Genomic DNA, 15,913 nt, shown 5'->3' with positions numbered 1-15,913 from the left:
GCCGGGGCGAACGGTGGCAGTGGCATCTTGCGACTGCCGTTCGAGTCTAATGCAACCAATGGCATGACACGATGAACCTTCACGAATATCAGGCAAAACAACTTTTTGCCGACTATGGCCTGCCGGTGTCCAAGGGCTTTGCCGTTGACACCCCGGAAGACGCTGCTGAAGCGTGCAAGAAGATTGGCGGCGACAAGTGGGTCGTCAAGGCACAGGTCCACGCAGGTGGCCGCGGCAAGGCTGGCGGCGTCAAGCTGGTCGACAGCGCACAAGCCGCTTCCGACTTCGCGACCCAGTGGCTGGGCAAGAACCTGGTGACCTACCAGACTGACGAAAACGGTCAGCCGGTCACCAAGATTCTCGTCGAGAACTGCACCGACATCGCCGAAGAGCTGTACCTGGGCGCCGTCGTTGACCGCACCACTCGTCGCATCGTCTTCATGGCTTCCACCGAAGGCGGCGTGGAAATCGAGAAGGTTGCTGAAGAGACGCCGGAAAAGATCCTGAAAGCCGAGATCGATCCGCTGGTCGGCGCACAGCCGTACCAGGCGCGTGAACTGGCCTTCAAGCTGGGTCTGAACCCGACCCAGATCAAGCAGTTCACCAAGATCTTCCTGGGTCTGGCGAAGATGTTCGCCGACAAGGATTTCGCGCTGCTGGAAATCAACCCGCTGGTCATCACCGACGAAGGCAACCTCCACTGCCTCGACGGCAAGATCAACATCGACGCCAACGCCGTCTACCGTCACCCGGACCTGCAGGCGATGCACGATCCGTCTCAGGAAGACGAGCGTGAAGCGCATGCTGCCAAGTTCGAACTGAACTACGTTGCCCTCGACGGCAACATCGGCTGCATGGTCAACGGCGCAGGCCTGGCGATGGGCACCATGGACATCGTCAACCTGTCTGGCGGCAAGCCGGCCAACTTCCTCGACGTGGGTGGCGGTGCTACCAAGGAACGCGTTGCAGAAGCATTCAAGATCATCCTGTCCGACGACAACGTCAAAGCTGTTCTGGTGAACATCTTCGGCGGCATCGTGCGTTGTGACATGATCGCCGAAGGCATCATCGGTGCCGTCGAGCAGGTCGGTGTCAACGTGCCGGTCGTGGTGCGTCTGGAAGGTAACAACGCTGAACTCGGCGCCAAGAAGCTGGCCGAAAGCGGTCTGAACATCATCGCTGCTACCAGCCTGACTGACGCGGCGCAGCAGGTTGTCAAAGCTGCGGAGGGCAAGTAATGAGCATTTTGATCGACAAGAACACCAAGGTGATCTGCCAGGGCTTCACTGGCGGCCAGGGTACCTTCCACTCTGAACAAGCCATCGCCTACGGCACCAAGATGGTCGGTGGCGTGACGCCGGGCAAGGGTGGTCAGACTCACCTGGGCCTGCCGGTGTTCAACACCGTCGCCGAAGCCGTTGCCGAGACTGGCGCTGAAGCGTCCGTCATCTACGTGCCGGCACCGTTCTGCAAGGATTCCATCCTTGAAGCGGCCAATGCAGGCATCAAGCTGATCGTCTGCATCACCGAAGGCGTGCCGACTCTCGACATGCTGGAAGTCAAGGTCAAGTGCGACGAGCTGGGCGCGCGCGTCATCGGTCCGAACTGCCCGGGTGTCATCACTCCGGGTGAGTGCAAGATCGGTATCATGCCGGGTCACATCCACCAGCCGGGCAAGGTCGGTATCGTGTCTCGTTCCGGCACCCTGACCTACGAAGCCGTCAAGCAGACCACTGACCACGGTTTCGGTCAGTCCAGCTGTGTCGGCATCGGCGGCGATCCGATCCCGGGTTCCAACTTCATCGACATCCTCGAGATGTTCGAGAAGGACCCGAAGACCGAAGCCATCGTCATGATCGGCGAGATCGGCGGTTCTGCTGAAGAAGAAGCTGCTGCCTACATCAAGGCGAACGTCACCAAGCCGGTCGTCTCCTACATCGCTGGTGTGACTGCGCCTCCGGGCAAGCGCATGGGCCATGCAGGCGCCATCATCTCCGGCGGCAAGGGTACTGCCGACGAGAAGTTCGCGGCTCTGGAAGCAGCTGGCGTCAAGACTGTGCGTTCACTCGCGCAGATCGGCGATGCCATCAAGGAAGTCACTGGCTGGTAAGCCATTGATCTCCTGACAGCGATCGGCGTCAAGCGGATCGCATGTCACCGAAAGGGCAGGCCCACAGGGCCTGCCCTTTTTTCGTTTCTACCCCTCACCAGTCTCTCTCTAGTGCATGCCGGCGGGTCTACCTGCGGCCGTTGGCGTAGGCGAGGGGAGAGGTGTTTCGGCTGATGCAGGCGGGGCAGGTGCGTTCATATCAAGCAGTTGCTAATCTGATGACTGTTCATTGGCACCTGACCAAGCGACACGTGCAGATGCCCCACGGCGCAACACGACTCACTGATAAGGATGTTCCATGCTCAAGTCATTCCCCGCCCTTACGCGTTCTGCGCGCCTGCTGGCGCTGCTGTCCCTGCCGTTGGCTGCTGGCATGCCGCTGTCTGCCAGTGCAGATTCCGGCGCGGCGGCAGCCTCCGCCCCTGAAGCTTCAGCGAGCATGCAGGTGCCTGCCAAGGGCATCGAGTCGGTGACCAGTCGTGATGATGTCGCCAGCGTCCAGGCGCGTCTCGAGACGGCGCTCAAGGCCAAGGGGCTGACGCTGTTCAGCGTCATCGATCATGAGGCGGGTGCCGAGAAGGTCGGCATGGAGCTGCCCGCGACGCATACCGTCATCTTCGGCAATCCCAAGGTGGGCACCCTGTTGATGCAGTGCAACGGGGCGGCCGCCCTGGACCTGCCGCAGAAGATGCTGATTCGCGCCGTGGAGGGCGGCAGCGTGATCGAGTGGAATGACCCGCAGTACATGGCCAATCGTCATGATCTGGGCGACTGCAAGCTGCCGCTGGACAAGATCGCGGGGCTGCTCAAGGGGCTGGCCGCCGAAGCGGCGGGTCAATGAAGGCAGCGCTCATCACGTGTCGATGCTGATATCGTGAACTGACAGCGAGCGCTGACGATCAGCCAGGACGAGAAACAAGCAGGACGAGAAAGCCGGACTCCTCACGGAGTCCGGCTTTTTGATGTTCCCCTGCCAGGGATTGACTTGTGTTATAGGGGAGCTTGCAGGGCTGCTCGTAGAGCTCTTACAGAGCCTCACCGTGCTGCTTCAGCCACTGTACGGCGCGGTCCGGGTAGTCAGTGAAGACGCCATCGACCTTGGCGTCGACGAAGAAGGCGCGCAGCATGTCGTCGTAATCGCTGGCCCAGTCCGGGATGCGGCCTTCATCGAGGCGGAAGGTGTAGGGCATCACGATCAGGCCCTGCGCATGGGCTTCCTCGACCATTGGTGTGACCTTGATGTCGTCCCGGGTCGAGCTGTCCTCGATCACCATCGGCTTCCACGGCCCGATGCCATCGGCGTAGGTGGCGATGCGCTGCATGCCGCCCTCCTGATACATCCAGTCATAGTCGTAGGGCTCAAGCTTGCCAGCCGCATCCGGCTGGAAGGTCATGTCCCAGCTGGTCTCGCCCATCAGCTGCACCAGACGCAGGTCCATCTTCATTTCGGGCTGCAGCGTGTCGTGGATGCGCTTGAGGCCATTGGGATCGAAGACCTGCACGACGGCATTGTCATCGTGCGCGACGTAGCCGTAGTGCTTGAGGGTCTCGAGCACGGCTCGCGAGACCTGCTTGCCTTCCGACTGGTGGAACCAGGGCGCCTTGATCTCCACATACAGGCCGACATCACGTCCGGTGGAGTGATTCAGGCCCTGAATCATCTCGATCTCTTCACTCAGGGTGTGCAGGCCGAAGTGCGACTTGCCCAGCGGAAAGCGCTCAGGGTAGTCGGCGACCTGCTCGCCATCCTTGACGGTGAAGCCCTCGCTGAACGACAGCTTGCGCAGCTCATCCAGCGTGAAGTCGATGGCGTAGTAGCGGCCATCATCACGCGCACGCTCGGGGAAGACCTCGGCGACATTGGTCACGCGGTCCAGGAAGCGGTCGTGCAGTACCACCAGCTGGTCATCCTTGCTCATCACCACATCCTGCTCGAGGAAGTCGGCGCCCTGGGCGTAGGCCATCGCCTTGGCCGCCAGGGTGTGCTCCGGCAGGTAGCCCGAGGCTCCCCGGTGGGCGACCACGACCTTGTCGGTGCCATGGCCGGGGTCGATGCTGCGCAGGGGCCTGTCATCAGCGAGTGCCGCTGAGGTCGAGGTGGCCAGCAGCGAGCCGACCACGCCCATCATGGCCAGTGGGCGGCGAATGCGGGCGGAAGTCGGGTGACGCTGGGAAGGATGCGGCATGTGAGATCACCTTGAGCTGTGGTTATTGTATGGCCGTTCAATAAAGCCGCCTGCCAACATAACAAAGTCTTATTCATATGGCGATGATCAAGTGTTTTTCATGATGATGTCTGCAGCGATGCTCGCTCGCCCCGTCATGTGGTCGCCGAGCGACGCTTGAGCAAGCTTCCCAGCATGCTGCGTCCCGCCATCACGAAGAACACCGGGGCGCCGGCGATCAGGTAGAAATAGAAGGTCACCGCTCGCCAGATCACCACGGCCGCCGCGGCACTGGCGGCGCCGATCATCGGACTGAGCAGGGCAGTGGAGGACAGCTCCGCGCCTCCGGCACCGCCGGGCAGCAGCGTCAGCTGGCCCGCTGCCAGAGAGAGCATCTGCACGATGAAGGTCCAGCTCCAGTCAATGTCCTGTCCCAGGCCGGACACGGCCAGATAGAGGATCGAATAGCGCAGCAGCCAATGGGCACAGCAGAGCAGGAAGATCAGACTCAGCGTCAGGCGCGGCAGGGCGAGCGTCTCGACCAACGCATGGCGGAAGTGGATCAGGCCGCGAGCCAGCTTGACGCGTGAGCGATGGCGTACCTTGAGCCAGCGCAGCAGGCGTCCGCTGGTCTTGAGCAGGCGCCGATGATGCTTGCCCAGCGCGGCCAGCAGGCCAAAGCCGATGATCAGCAACAGCGCCGGCACGGCCAGCATCCACCCCAGGCGCAGGTCGATGGTATGCGAGAGGGCGTAGAGCCCGATGCTGGCCAGCGCCGAGAGGAAGAACAGCATGTCGGTGATCTGATCGACCGCGAATACCGCCGTGGCCTGCGCCGGGCGCACCCCCTGACGTGACAGCAGTCCCATCAGGGTAAGCGGGCCGCCACTGCCGCCGGGGGTGGCGCTGATGGCGAATTCGGTCGCCATCACCATGCCGACGGCGCGCCGTTGCCCCAGATGACCGCCACGCCCAGCCAGCAGCAGACGCAGCCGGCCGGCGTTCAGGTTCCAGCACATCACGATCATGCCCAGCATCAACAGGAAGGTGTCGAGGGGGAACTGGCGCAGCTGGCCACCCAGTCCGCTGCCACCCAACACCAGCGGTATCGCGATGACCATCACAAGGCCAGCACCCAGTAACCAGAGGGCACGATTCATGGCAGATTCCCGCAGCGGGTTGTCACAAGGCCCATACGACGGGACTCATCCGGTAGGTGGGTATCAGGCAGCACTGTGGGCCGCCTGGTGCGAGTTCAGTTGCGCCGTGTCAGACGTGGCGGGGCTGAGCAGCCCCTGCTGCGTCAGCCAGCCGATCTTGGTCATCGGCTGGCGCCCTTCATCGAGCAGGCGCTCGACCAGCGTCAGCCAATACTGGCGCGAGCGTGCATGGCGCATGTCGACCGGATGCAGGCCCAGACGCAACACCGGCGCCTGTTGCTCGCGGCTCAGCTTGCGCTGCGTCACCCACTGCGACATCAGGCGGCGTGGCGCCGAGCGTGCGCTCCACACGAGTCCGGGCGCATCGATGACCGTGAAGTCAGGCAGTCGATAGAGATGTTGGGGGTCGCTGGTGTAGCGGAAGTCGAGGGACTTCAGCGCCTTGCGAGTGCCGTCACTCATCAGCCAGGCAGGGGCCACGAAGCCGTCCAGTGGCCAGCCGAGACGCTTGAAGAGTGCAGCGCCTTCCAGCAGGCGTCGTTTGGCTTCGGCCTCATCGAGGGGGTAGAACTCGCCCTCCCAGGTCAGTACGCGGCGCATCAGGTAATCGCGCGGGGTGCGGGGGGCTGGCGCGTCATCGCAGTGATGGAAGCCATGCAGGGCAAGCTCGTCCCCCTGTTGGCGGCGAGAGTCCAGCAGGGCGATGAATTCCGGAGCGTCTTCCAGGGCGCTGCGATGATGGAAGTCAGGCACCACCAGCCAGGTGATCGGGCAGGGGTGGTTCAGGCGCGCCTGGCAGAGGGCATCCACCTCGGCGACGAAGTCCCGGTAGTCGGTCCAGGTCTCGGGCGCGACATCATGCAGGACCAACAGAAAGTGCTGCTTGGCAGCCGGCGATTCAGCCATGGGTCACCTCCTCGAGTACCGGTTGCATGCGAGTCCCGGTGACCGCGTGATAATGCCCGAGCAGACCATCCACGACACGGTCCCAGGCATGGTGTTTCTCGACATGCCGCCGCGCCTGGCGACCCAGTGCGGCGGGGTCATTGGCGAAGACTTCCTGCACGGCACGCGCCATGGCATGCGGCGAGTGCGGGTTGCAGAGCTGACCGCAGCCCAGTGGCACATTCTCGGCCAGTGCGCCGGCGCGTGCCGCCACCACCGGTGTGCCGCAGGCCATGGCTTCCAGTACCACCAGACCGAAGGTTTCCTGGGTGCCGGCATGCAGCAGCACATCCACCGAGGCCACCAGACGCGCCACTTCGGTGCTGCTGCAGAAATGCCCGGTCACGCTGACATTGTCGGGCAGATGCCGCGGCATGCCCGAGCCGATCAACAGCAGATGGTAGTCGGGGCCGAGCAGGCGAGCGGCCTCCAGCAGCTCATCCAGATTCTTCTCGCGTGACCCGCGGCCGGCGAAGGCCAGCAGGCGCACGTGGTCTTCCAGGCCAAGCTCGCGGCGCAGGCTCTCATCGCGGCAGTCAGGGTGGAAGGTGGAAAGATCGACTCCCAGTGGCTGGATATGGACATTGTCGACGCCGAGCCGGTCGAGCCGGTCGGCCATCACCTGGCTGGGGGCCAGCACGCGATCGAAATGGCGATAGAGGCGTTTGACGTAGCGATCGACGTTGGCCCCTGACCACTCGCCCAGGCGATTGGTGATCAGGCGTGGCAGGTCCGAGTGATAGAAGCCCAGCACCGGGACATCGAGCTTGCGACCGGCATCGAGTGCCGCCCACGCCGTGACGTAGGGGTCGCCGGCCTCGATGACATCCGGCTGCAGTGCCAGCAGCGTGCTGACCCAGCCGCCCCGGCGCAGGGGGAAGCGATAGCCGTTGCCGAAGGGAATGGGCGGAGCCGGCACGCTGTAGAGGTCATCACTGACACTGGTGGTCTCGCCGGGGACCAGCAGGCTGTGACGAACATCGGGCCGCTTCCGCAGACGTCGTCGCTTGGCTTCCAGGTAGGTTCTGACCCCGCCACTGGAGGGGGCATGGAACATGGTCATGTCAGCGATATGCACACGGACTCCTCAAGACCGCTTTACCGGTCGTGCGCGATGAAGATGAATCCCGACGTCACTGCCCGCCATGGCTGCCTTGTCGTGCTTCAGGGTGCTCCCGGGTGCTTGAGAAAGACGCAATCGAGCACGCAGATTCCAGCAAGCCAGTGGCAATGACGAACGAGCCTCTGGTCAAGTCATGGGGGGAACCCGACGTGAAACCAAGGGCACGAGGCATGACATGCGGTGTCGCGCGTGACGAGACGCCTCGCCACGCGATGTTCCACACTGCGGCTGGCAATGACGTTACATCAGGAGATGACTGGTCTGTGTGACAACAGGGAACAATGTTGGTGCGATGCGCTCCCGCTCTCGGACATTTGTCATCAAGCTCTTGGCATCAGGCTCCTGGCATCAGGTTTACTGCGAGGGGGGAAGAAAGACGTTTTGCCATGCTGGCGTGCTCCAGCAGGGAGCGCGTCAGCTGGCCTCTGCCTGGCGCTGCGCAAGAGAAGCCATACGACTGGCAAAAAAAGACCCTGTCCGGAGCCACCGGACAGGGCAAGTGCGTGCACTACAGGAATACAGGGGGCGACAGGGGGGAGGGTCGCCGGAGCGGGCATTGCAGGGTCTAGCAGTGGATCGACTCAGTCATGTCTGGCATCCGTGCCTGGTGTTGCATGGGGTCCTGGCATCGTTATCTGTCCTGATGGAGGGAGATCGGGCGTCATCACGCCAGTCCATGCTGGGACAGGTGCAGGGCGCTGGGCATTGCCTGGCCAAGCTCCTGCGAGAAGGCGGCTTCCGGCTCGGCTGGGCGCTGGCTGGCGAGCAGTACAAGGCTCAGCAGCAGGCCGGCGGCCAGCAGCAGACGGTTGCGGGTGCGGCGACGATCACGTTCCAGCAGCATCGCGACATGTTCCATCGCTTCACGTTGAATCTCACGCTGGCGCTCCGGAGAGGTGGAGCTGCCATCCGAGCTTCTGCCTGAGCTGCTGTCTGCTCCGGCGTCGACACGGGCATAGCTCATGGCCGGGTGACGAACGATGGCGGCATGCTCGGCCAGGTGACGCAGTGAAGTCGCTGCAGTGGAGCGATGAGTTTTCATTTCCGGGTCCTCGCATGGACGAACTTCATCAGGGACAGGCTTCAGTCATTCGCGCTTGGTCAATCCAGTAACGCTGCAGCAGTGAAAGCAGATGTCGTGTGTCGATGTGAGGAGTATAGCGTGAGCTTCTGTTTCACAAAATTACAATTTCTCACGCTTGGTACACGCACCGTATACGCAATGCACAAGAACGAAAAACGCCCCGGGCGCAGAGCACTCCGGGGCGTAGATGGCCGTGGCAATTGCCCGTGATGACAAGGCAGTTACATACGGCAGTGGTGGGTCGCGGCTTATTCGGCCGGACGACCTACCAGTGAACGACGCTCTTCACGGGCTTCGGTCAAGGAGACCTTGATGATGTCGCCCAGTGAGTAACGCAGCTCGTCTTCGATGCGCACGCGGCCTTCCTTGTCATCGATCGCGACCTTCTTGCGATCGCTGTGGATCAGCGGTGCCGGAATGAAGACGCTGGCGCCATTCTCTTCCAGACGCACACGCATGCCGCCACGACGGATGTCGATGATCTCGCCAGTGAAGACCTGCTGTTCTTCGGCGGCCTTGGTCAGGTAGCGCACGTAGAGCCAGTCCTTCACATCGCGCTCGGCCATGCGGTTGAGACGACGACGTTCGCTGAGGTGCTCGGTCAGCTGCTCGGTGGCTTCCGCCGGCACGTCCTGGCCGAGAATCACGCGCTTGATCAAGCGGTGGTTGACCATGTCGCCGTACTTGCGGATCGGCGAGGTCCAGGTCGCGTAGGCTTCCAGCCCCAGGCCGAAGTGCGGTCCCGGCTGAGCGGACATCACGGTGTAACCCTGGAAGCGACGCATGCGCACGTCCAGCCAGGTGTCTTCGCGGCTGTCCAGCTCCTGACGGATCAGGCGGTAGCCTTCCAGGCTGCCCAGCTGTTCCGGCGTGGCGGTGATGTTCTGACCAGCCAGGAACTCGATGGTGTCGTCGTACTTCTCCGGTGCGAAGCCCTGGTGCACGTTGAAGATACCGTGACCGATGTGCTTGGAGAGCAGACGTGCGCAGCTCAGGTTCGCGGTGATCATGGATTCTTCGATCATGCGATTGCTGATGCGGCGGTGGTCGGCACGTACGTTGAGCACGTTGCCTTCCTCATCCAGCTCGAACTCGAAGTCCGGACGCTCGCGGAAGATCTGGGAATTGCGTGCACGCCAGGCGATACGCGCCTGGGTGAAGGCTTCCAGCTGACGCAGACCTTCGGCCAGCTCTTCGGTTTCCGGCTTCCAGCTGCCTTCCTGGCCTTCGATCCAGTCGGAGACGTTGTCGTAGGTCAGGCGGTGGTGGGAGCGCATGGTGGCCGCGAAGAACTTCGGCTCGCCGATCACGCCATCGGTATCGATGTCGACGATGCACATCAGCGTCGGACGGTCTTCACCTTCCTTCAGCGAGCACAGGTCGTCGGCCAGGATTTCCGGCAGCATGGTGACGTTCTGGCTCGGCAGGTAGACGGTGAAGGAGCGCGTGCGCGCCTCTTCGTCGACACGGCTGCCTTCCGGCACGTAGGCGGTCGGGTCCGCGATGGCGATGCTCAGGGTCCAGCCGCCTTCCGGGCGCTCGACGATGTGCAGGGCGTCATCCATGTCACGGGTCTTCTCACCATCGATGGTGAAGAAGGGCACGTGGGTCATGTCTTCGCGAGTCAGGCCTTCCTCGAGCAGCGGCCAGTCAGTGCCGCCCTCCGGAGAGGCCTGTTCCAGCGCGTGACGCGCCAGGGTGACGCGCCACGGCACACGCGGGTTGTCCACGGTGGCGATGACTTCCTCGATCTGGGCGAAGAAGCTGCGGTCGTCCTTGCGCATCGGGTGACGCAGCAGACGTGCCACGACCCAGTCGCCATCATTGAGGGCTTCCTCATTGATGCCACGCTTCACGCGCGCTTTCATGCGCGTGTTGATGGAGGGGTGGTCAGGCATCACGTTCAGGCGGCCATCACGCTTGCCGACACGAGCGACGAAGCGATCGACACCCGTCTCAATCAGCACTTCCGGCTGTACGGACTTCTTCTCACCTTCCACCTTGACGGTCGCTTCGACGGTATCGCCGTGCAGTACCTGCTTCATGGCGGGTGGCGGCACGAAGTAAGACTCGCCGTCCTCGCATTCGAGGAAGCCGAAGCCCTTGTCGGTGCCTTTGATCACCCCCGTGACACGGGGAATTTCCTGGCGGATTTGATCTTTCAGCTGCGCCAGCAGCGAATTGTTCTGCAGCATTTCGGAAGTTCTGTTGGCGGGGTCAGTGGCTCACTATACGGACATGGAGCATGGGGGGAAAGCTACCAGATGGCCCAACGCCCGCGCGGGTTGCGCGCAGGCGTGGATGAGTGGCAGGTCAAGCGTGGGCGAGCCTGGCGAAAGCGGCCTGCCGGTGCACTTTGCCACAGGCTCGGGCGCGCACTCAGTCGGCGGTCGTCGTGGCGTTCAGCAGACCCGAAACCGGCGTATCACCGTCGAACAGGGTGAAGATGGGCGCCTTGCGATGACGGCCGCCGATCTCGCGGGCCTTGATCAAGCCAAGCAGGAACTCGGCGACATTGGCGCGCGAGACCTGCATCTCGTCGGAGTCATCGGCGTTCTGGGTCAGCTTGCCGCTGCCGCTCTCGTTGGTGAGACGGCCGGGCTTGACGATGACATGACGCAGGCCGCTCTCGGCGAGGCACAGGTCAGCGGCCTTCTTGGCCGCGAAGTAGGGGCGCATCGCCGCTGGGCCGGCCAGCGGCGTCTCGGAGCGGATCGAGCTGACCTGGATCACGCGCGACAGCCCGAATTCGGCAGCCAGCTCAGCGGTGCGCATCGCACCATGCAGGTCGATGGTCAATGTCTTGTCCGGGCCGGTATTCGGGCCGGAGCCCGCGACGAACACCGCCTGATCGCAGCCATAGAAGGCCTGGCGCATCTCGCCTTCCAGGTCGCCCAGAACCGTCGGGATGCTGCGTTCATGGAACCAGCTCTGCTGCTCGGTCGAGCGGATCATCGCCACGACGGGTTCGCCGGCGGCCTGAGCCTTCTCGCAGAGTTGACGACCGATCTTGCCGTTGGCACCGATGATGAGCGTCTTGCGCATGCTGTCTGCTCCTTCGCGAATCAAATGGCGAGGCGGCTGGCGAGTGATATTGCCACTCACTGCCACGCCTCTCCTGGTACAGCAAGGTCTGCGGGCTGAGCCTTGAGACTTCAAGGGGACTGCTGTTCGATGGCGAGCATTACGCGGCGACTCGCTCGCGGGATGAAGTCTGCGATGGACAAGCATTAAAGGTGGCTGTCATCTCTGTCTGTGGCACGGGAGCCTTGCTAGGATGGCGCTGCCAGGCACGACTCCCTCAAGATTGCGCCAACGACAAGGATGCCCGATGAGCCGCATAGCCCACCCCGCCACTGATGATCACAGCGACACCGCCGCATGGCACGGCGCCGCCTTCCCCTCCGAGAGCGCGATCCGGGTCGGGCTGATCGGTTATGGCATGGCGGTGCGCACCTTCCATGCGCCCTTGATCGAGGCCACGGACGGGCTGGCGCTGGTGGCGCTGTCCACCTCGCGGCCCGAGGTCGTCAGGGCCGAGCGTCCGCAACTGGAGGTGGAGGCCACCCCGGAGGCCTTGCTTGCGCGCGACGACATCGACCTGATCATCATCGCGACGCCCAACGAGACTCACGCCCCGCTGGCCTCTGCGGCGCTGGCGGCAGGCAAGCATGTGGTCGTCGACAAGCCCTTCACGGTGACGCTTGAAGAAGGCGAGGCCCTGGCCCGCCAGGCCGAGCAGGCCGGCCGGGTGCTGGCGGTATTTCACAATCGGCGCTTCGATGCCGACTTCCTGACGCTGGCGGAATTGATCAACGACGGCACGCTGGGGCGCATCGCGCATCTGGAATCTCACTTCGACCGCTTCCGCCCGACGGTGCCGAACCGCTGGCGTGAGCAGGCACTGCCCGGCAGCGGCTTGTGGTATGACCTCGGCCCGCACCTGCTGGATCAGGCGCTGTGCCTGTTCGGCGAACCACGTGCCATCCAGCTCACGCGTCGCGCCCAGCGCGAAGGCGCGGTGACCGATGATTTCTTCCACGCCGTGCTCGATTACGCCCACCATCCAAGGCACCCCGGTCTGGTGGTGGAGCTGCACGCCAGTGCACTGACGGCGGCGCCGACGGCACGCTTCGCCGCGCACGGTACCCGTGGCAGCTATGTGGTGTTCGGGCTCGACCCTCAGGAGGATTGCCTCAAGGCTGGTGACTGGCCCTCGCGTGACCCGCAGGAGCGCCAGGCGCGCCAGTGGGGGCGGGATGCGCGTCCCGGAATGCTGACTGTGCTGGAGGCCGACCCGGACGGCGCCGAAGGCGAGCAGGTGCTGGTGGGCGGCACCCATCAGGGCCGCGATGGCGACTATCCGGCCTGGTATGCGGGGCTGCGCGACTGCATTCGCGGCCAGGGCGGCAATCCGACCTCGCCTCATGAGGCACTGCGCGTGATGAAGTGGCTGGAGGCCGGCATCGCCAGCGAAGGCTGAGGCCATCGAAAGTGAGATGACTCACGAAAGACGCGCGCCCTGAAGGCCCGAATGGCCAGCTATCAGAGGCGCGCGTCTTGTTTTCAAGGCAGTGGCAGGGGAGGTCGCGGCCTGCTCAGGCTGCGTCGTCCTCGCCCTTGTCGGCCTTGCGCATGCGCGAAAACAGCTCCGCGCGCAGCTCACCGATGCGCGGCACCTCCTCGGCATGGAAGGGGATGGGGCGCAGCAGGCGCATGGCTCGCAGGCCGAGACGTGCGTTCATCAGGCCACTGCCCAGCCCCTGACCGGCCTTGGTGGAGAGGCGGCCGGCCAGATTCATCGACAGCAGGTCCATGCTGGCCTCGGCGGCCAGTTCGCTGGCACCGGCGAAGGCCATCGAGGCCAGCACCTCCTTGAACAGTCGCAGGCGGCTGGCATAGCCCAGCTCCAGCCCGTAGAGGCGCGACAGGCGCTCCATCATGCGCAGCCCGCGCCAGGCCACCAGACTCATGTCGACCCAGGTCAGCGGCGAGACCGCCACCATCACCGCCGTCTCGCCACTCATGCGCGAGATCAGACGCCGCGCCTCACGGTCCCGCGGCCCCAGCACGTGGAAGGCGAACAGCTCGCGGCGCTCCGACGGGGAGTGATGCGCTTCACAGGCGGCGCGCCATGCGCGCACGCCGGCATCATCATCGCCGAGCTTCATCTGACGGCGCAGCTGTTCGAGCAGGTCTTCCTGCTGGCTGTCGGCTTTGCCGCCTGCCTTGCCCGAGTCCTCGTCAGGCGTGGACGGTGCATCACCGCGCTGGCCAAAGCTTTTCTGGCCAAAACCCCTTTGACCAAAGCTCTCCTGACCAAAGTCATCCTGCTGATGTTCTTCCAGCTCGGCGCGCAGCGCGACGTGCTTGCGCAGGTGACGCAGCCTGAAGAGCTCCTTGCCCAGCGCGCGGGCGCCGAGTCCGATGGCGCCAAGGCCCAGCAGGCCCCAGGCGCCGGCGATCAGGTCGCCGCCCATGGCCGCCTGATAGAGCGCATGACCGGCTTCGACACCCCCGAGGGTCAGGGTGCCGAGCAGCAGCCATTTGAGGCCGCGGTGACGTGGCCGGGCGCTCAGCGTCGCATCCAGTCCCGGCGTGGTGGGTTCCGGCTCGGCCGCCGCCAGGGGCTGGCTTTCCATCTCCTGCGAGAAGTGACGCGCGCCGCGCAGGGTCTCTGCCGCGCTCTCTGACGCGCTCTCGGTGGTGCGCTCGGCATAGGTGGTCGAGGCGGCATCGGCCTGCGCCGAATCGGCAGAATCGGGGCTCGTGAAGCGTTTGCCCGGGCGCGGATGGCGGGATTCGGTGGTCATTTCAGGTGGTCTCCCAGCAGCCAGTCGAGCACGGCGTCCATGCGAATGTGAGGTGGCGCATTGCCATCGATCTTCGGCGGCGCGAAGTGGGGGAAGTCGAAGCGGCTTTCGGCCCAGAAATTCGGGTCGGGCAGCCGTGAGGGCACCTCGCCCGGAAACAGCAGCACGGACTCGCGGCCGGCGCCTTGCGTGTCAGAGTCGCTCGCTCCCTCGTGCTCAGCGAGCAGTTGTCCCGCCAGCGCCGGATGACGCTGCCCATTCTCGACCACCTCGCGCGCCTCGCTGGCGCGGATGGCGGCGATGGTGAAGGCCTTGAGCGGCACATCGCGATAGCGCAGGCGCTTGAGCGGGTCCGCCAGCAGCTGTTCGAGCAGGTCGCGCATCGCGCCATGCTGCTCCGGCGTGACGTGGTCGGCCTTGGTGGCGGCGATGGCCAGGCGGTCGATGCGGCGGTCCATCAGGCGCGCCAGCAGATGACGACGGCCGTAGGCGAAGCTGTCGAACAGCTTGTCCAGCGCACGGCTCAGGTCGCGGAAGGGTGCCGGGCCGGCATTCAGCGCGCCCAGCACGTCGATCAGTACGATCTGGCGGTCAAAGCGCCGGAAGTGGTCGTGATAGAAGGGGCGTACCACGCGGCGGCGATAGTGATCGAAGCGGCGTGCGAGGGTGCGATACAGGCTGGCTTCCGGCAGGGCGGCCAGCGCGTCGGGTGTCCAGTCACCGAGCCCTGGCAGCGGGAAGAACTGCAGCACCGGCGCCTCGTCCAGCTCGCCGGGCAGCAGGAAACGGCCCGGTGTCAGGTCGACGAAGCCACCCTTGCGGCGCGCGGCGTGCAGATAGTCGGTATAGAGGCTCGCGATCTCGGCGAGGCGGTCTTCATCCACCTCACTGTCCGGTGTCAGGCCCTCGATGGCTTTCATCCAGTCATGCGCCCAGTCGCCACGCCCGTCGGCCAGTTGGGTCTCGCACTCGCTGCTCCAGCCGCTGAAGTCCTGCTCCAGCATCGGCAGGTCCAGCAGCCATTCGCCGGGGTAGTCGATCAGGTCCAGCGTCAGGGTGGCGCGCTGGCTGTCGAGCATGCGCGCGGCGCGCGAGGTGGGGCGAAAGCCGATCTTGAGACGCAGCTCGCTGATGCTGCGGGTCGGCGTCGGCCATTCGGGGCCATGCGGCGAATGCTGGCCGGACAGCGAGCGCAAGCCGGCTTCCAGTGGAAAGCGCGGGATGGAGAGGTCCGGCTGGCTGACGCGTTCCGCGCCGAGCAGGCGGCCGTCGCGTGCAGCAGGCAGCAGTTCCAGGCGCGCGCCGAGTCCGGCATGACGCAGCTGCTCGATCAGCGAGACGAGAAAGGCGGTCTTGCCGGCGCCGGACAGGCCCGTGACGGCGAGCCGCAGCTGGCGGTCGAGACCGCGCTCCAGCAGGTCATGTGCTTCGCGGCCCACATCGCGGGCAAGCTGGCGGGCGTTGCGGGTCATGGTGTTGAACATCAGGCATTCCCTGTCAGTGGGGGCGAGGC

The 15,913-nt window shown here is 64.3% G+C and carries 13 protein-coding genes; 4 read left to right on the top strand and 9 right to left on the bottom strand.

Annotated features, from left to right (window positions below):
* The first annotated feature begins 71 nt into the window (after nucleotides 1-71).
* The 3 genes from sucC to QD280_RS12525 all read left to right on the top strand — a co-directional run bounded on the left by sucC (nucleotide 72) and on the right by QD280_RS12525 (nucleotide 2,951).
* Nucleotides 72-1,238 (top strand): ADP-forming succinate--CoA ligase subunit beta, encoded by a 1,167-nt coding sequence (gene sucC / locus QD280_RS12535; protein ID WP_043333999.1) that lies wholly within the window; start codon nucleotides 72-74, stop codon nucleotides 1,236-1,238.
* The gene (sucD, locus tag QD280_RS12530; protein WP_043333998.1) at nucleotides 1,238-2,110 is read left to right on the top strand and encodes a succinate--CoA ligase subunit alpha; all 873 of its coding nucleotides are present in this window, start codon (nucleotides 1,238-1,240) and stop codon (nucleotides 2,108-2,110) included. The genes sucC and sucD overlap by 1 nt, the downstream gene beginning before the upstream one ends.
* 298 nt (nucleotides 2,111-2,408) lie before the next feature.
* Nucleotides 2,409-2,951: a DUF302 domain-containing protein gene (locus QD280_RS12525; protein ID WP_107335512.1), complete on the top strand. Its 543-nt coding sequence runs from the start codon at nucleotides 2,409-2,411 to the stop codon at nucleotides 2,949-2,951.
* A gap of 184 nt (nucleotides 2,952-3,135) precedes the next feature.
* Here QD280_RS12525 and glpQ read toward each other — a convergent pair whose 3' ends face one another.
* From glpQ to QD280_RS12490, 7 genes are all read right to left on the bottom strand, one after another.
* Nucleotides 3,136-4,296 carry a glycerophosphodiester phosphodiesterase gene (gene glpQ / locus QD280_RS12520; RefSeq protein ID WP_279839477.1) on the bottom strand — a complete coding sequence of 387 codons (1,161 nt, stop codon included), beginning with the start codon at nucleotides 4,294-4,296 and terminating at the stop codon, nucleotides 3,136-3,138.
* A 134-nt stretch (nucleotides 4,297-4,430) separates the two neighbouring features.
* Nucleotides 4,431-5,435 carry a lysylphosphatidylglycerol synthase transmembrane domain-containing protein gene (locus QD280_RS12515; RefSeq protein ID WP_043333997.1) on the bottom strand — a complete coding sequence of 335 codons (1,005 nt, stop codon included), beginning with the start codon at nucleotides 5,433-5,435 and terminating at the stop codon, nucleotides 4,431-4,433.
* A gap of 63 nt (nucleotides 5,436-5,498) precedes the next feature.
* Nucleotides 5,499-6,341, bottom strand: a complete 843-nt coding sequence (locus tag QD280_RS12510; protein WP_279839474.1) for a polysaccharide deacetylase family protein — start codon at nucleotides 6,339-6,341, stop codon at nucleotides 5,499-5,501.
* Nucleotides 6,334-7,458: a glycosyltransferase family 1 protein gene (locus QD280_RS12505; RefSeq protein ID WP_279839472.1), complete on the bottom strand. Its 1,125-nt coding sequence runs from the start codon at nucleotides 7,456-7,458 to the stop codon at nucleotides 6,334-6,336. Before QD280_RS12505 ends, QD280_RS12510 begins: the two co-directional genes overlap by 8 nt.
* Before the next feature lie 709 nt (nucleotides 7,459-8,167).
* On the bottom strand, nucleotides 8,168-8,545 hold the full coding sequence (locus QD280_RS12500) for a hypothetical protein (RefSeq protein WP_279839470.1): 378 nt from the start codon (nucleotides 8,543-8,545) through the stop codon (nucleotides 8,168-8,170).
* Nucleotides 8,546-8,835: 290 nt separating this feature from the next.
* A complete protein-coding gene (locus tag QD280_RS12495) occupies nucleotides 8,836-10,782 on the bottom strand; it encodes an exoribonuclease II (protein WP_279839468.1) in 1,947 nt (648 codons plus the stop codon).
* Between the two features lie 184 nt (nucleotides 10,783-10,966).
* On the bottom strand, nucleotides 10,967-11,632 hold the full coding sequence (locus tag QD280_RS12490) for an NAD(P)-binding oxidoreductase (protein ID WP_225347531.1): 666 nt from the start codon (nucleotides 11,630-11,632) through the stop codon (nucleotides 10,967-10,969).
* Between the two features lie 286 nt (nucleotides 11,633-11,918).
* Between QD280_RS12490 and QD280_RS12485 the strand changes: the two genes are divergently transcribed.
* Nucleotides 11,919-13,070, top strand: coding sequence for an oxidoreductase (locus tag QD280_RS12485; protein WP_279839467.1), 1,152 nt, complete (start codon nucleotides 11,919-11,921; stop codon nucleotides 13,068-13,070).
* A 115-nt stretch (nucleotides 13,071-13,185) separates the two neighbouring features.
* Here the strand turns inward: QD280_RS12485 and QD280_RS12480 are convergent, their stop codons facing one another.
* On the bottom strand, nucleotides 13,186-14,400 hold the full coding sequence (locus tag QD280_RS12480) for a TIGR01620 family protein (RefSeq protein WP_279839466.1): 1,215 nt from the start codon (nucleotides 14,398-14,400) through the stop codon (nucleotides 13,186-13,188).
* Complete coding sequence (locus tag QD280_RS12475; RefSeq protein WP_279839465.1) at nucleotides 14,397-15,884, bottom strand: YcjX family protein; 1,488 nt, start codon at nucleotides 15,882-15,884, stop codon at nucleotides 14,397-14,399. Before QD280_RS12475 ends, QD280_RS12480 begins: the two co-directional genes overlap by 4 nt.
* Nucleotides 15,885-15,913: the final 29 nt, after the last annotated feature.

Origin of the sequence: Cobetia sp. 1AS1 (genome assembly GCF_029846435.1) — a bacterium.
Classification (GTDB): domain Bacteria; phylum Pseudomonadota; class Gammaproteobacteria; order Pseudomonadales; family Halomonadaceae; genus Cobetia; species Cobetia amphilecti.
The sequence above is the reverse complement of the archived record's forward strand: the minus strand, read 5'-3'. Positions and strand labels throughout refer to the sequence as shown.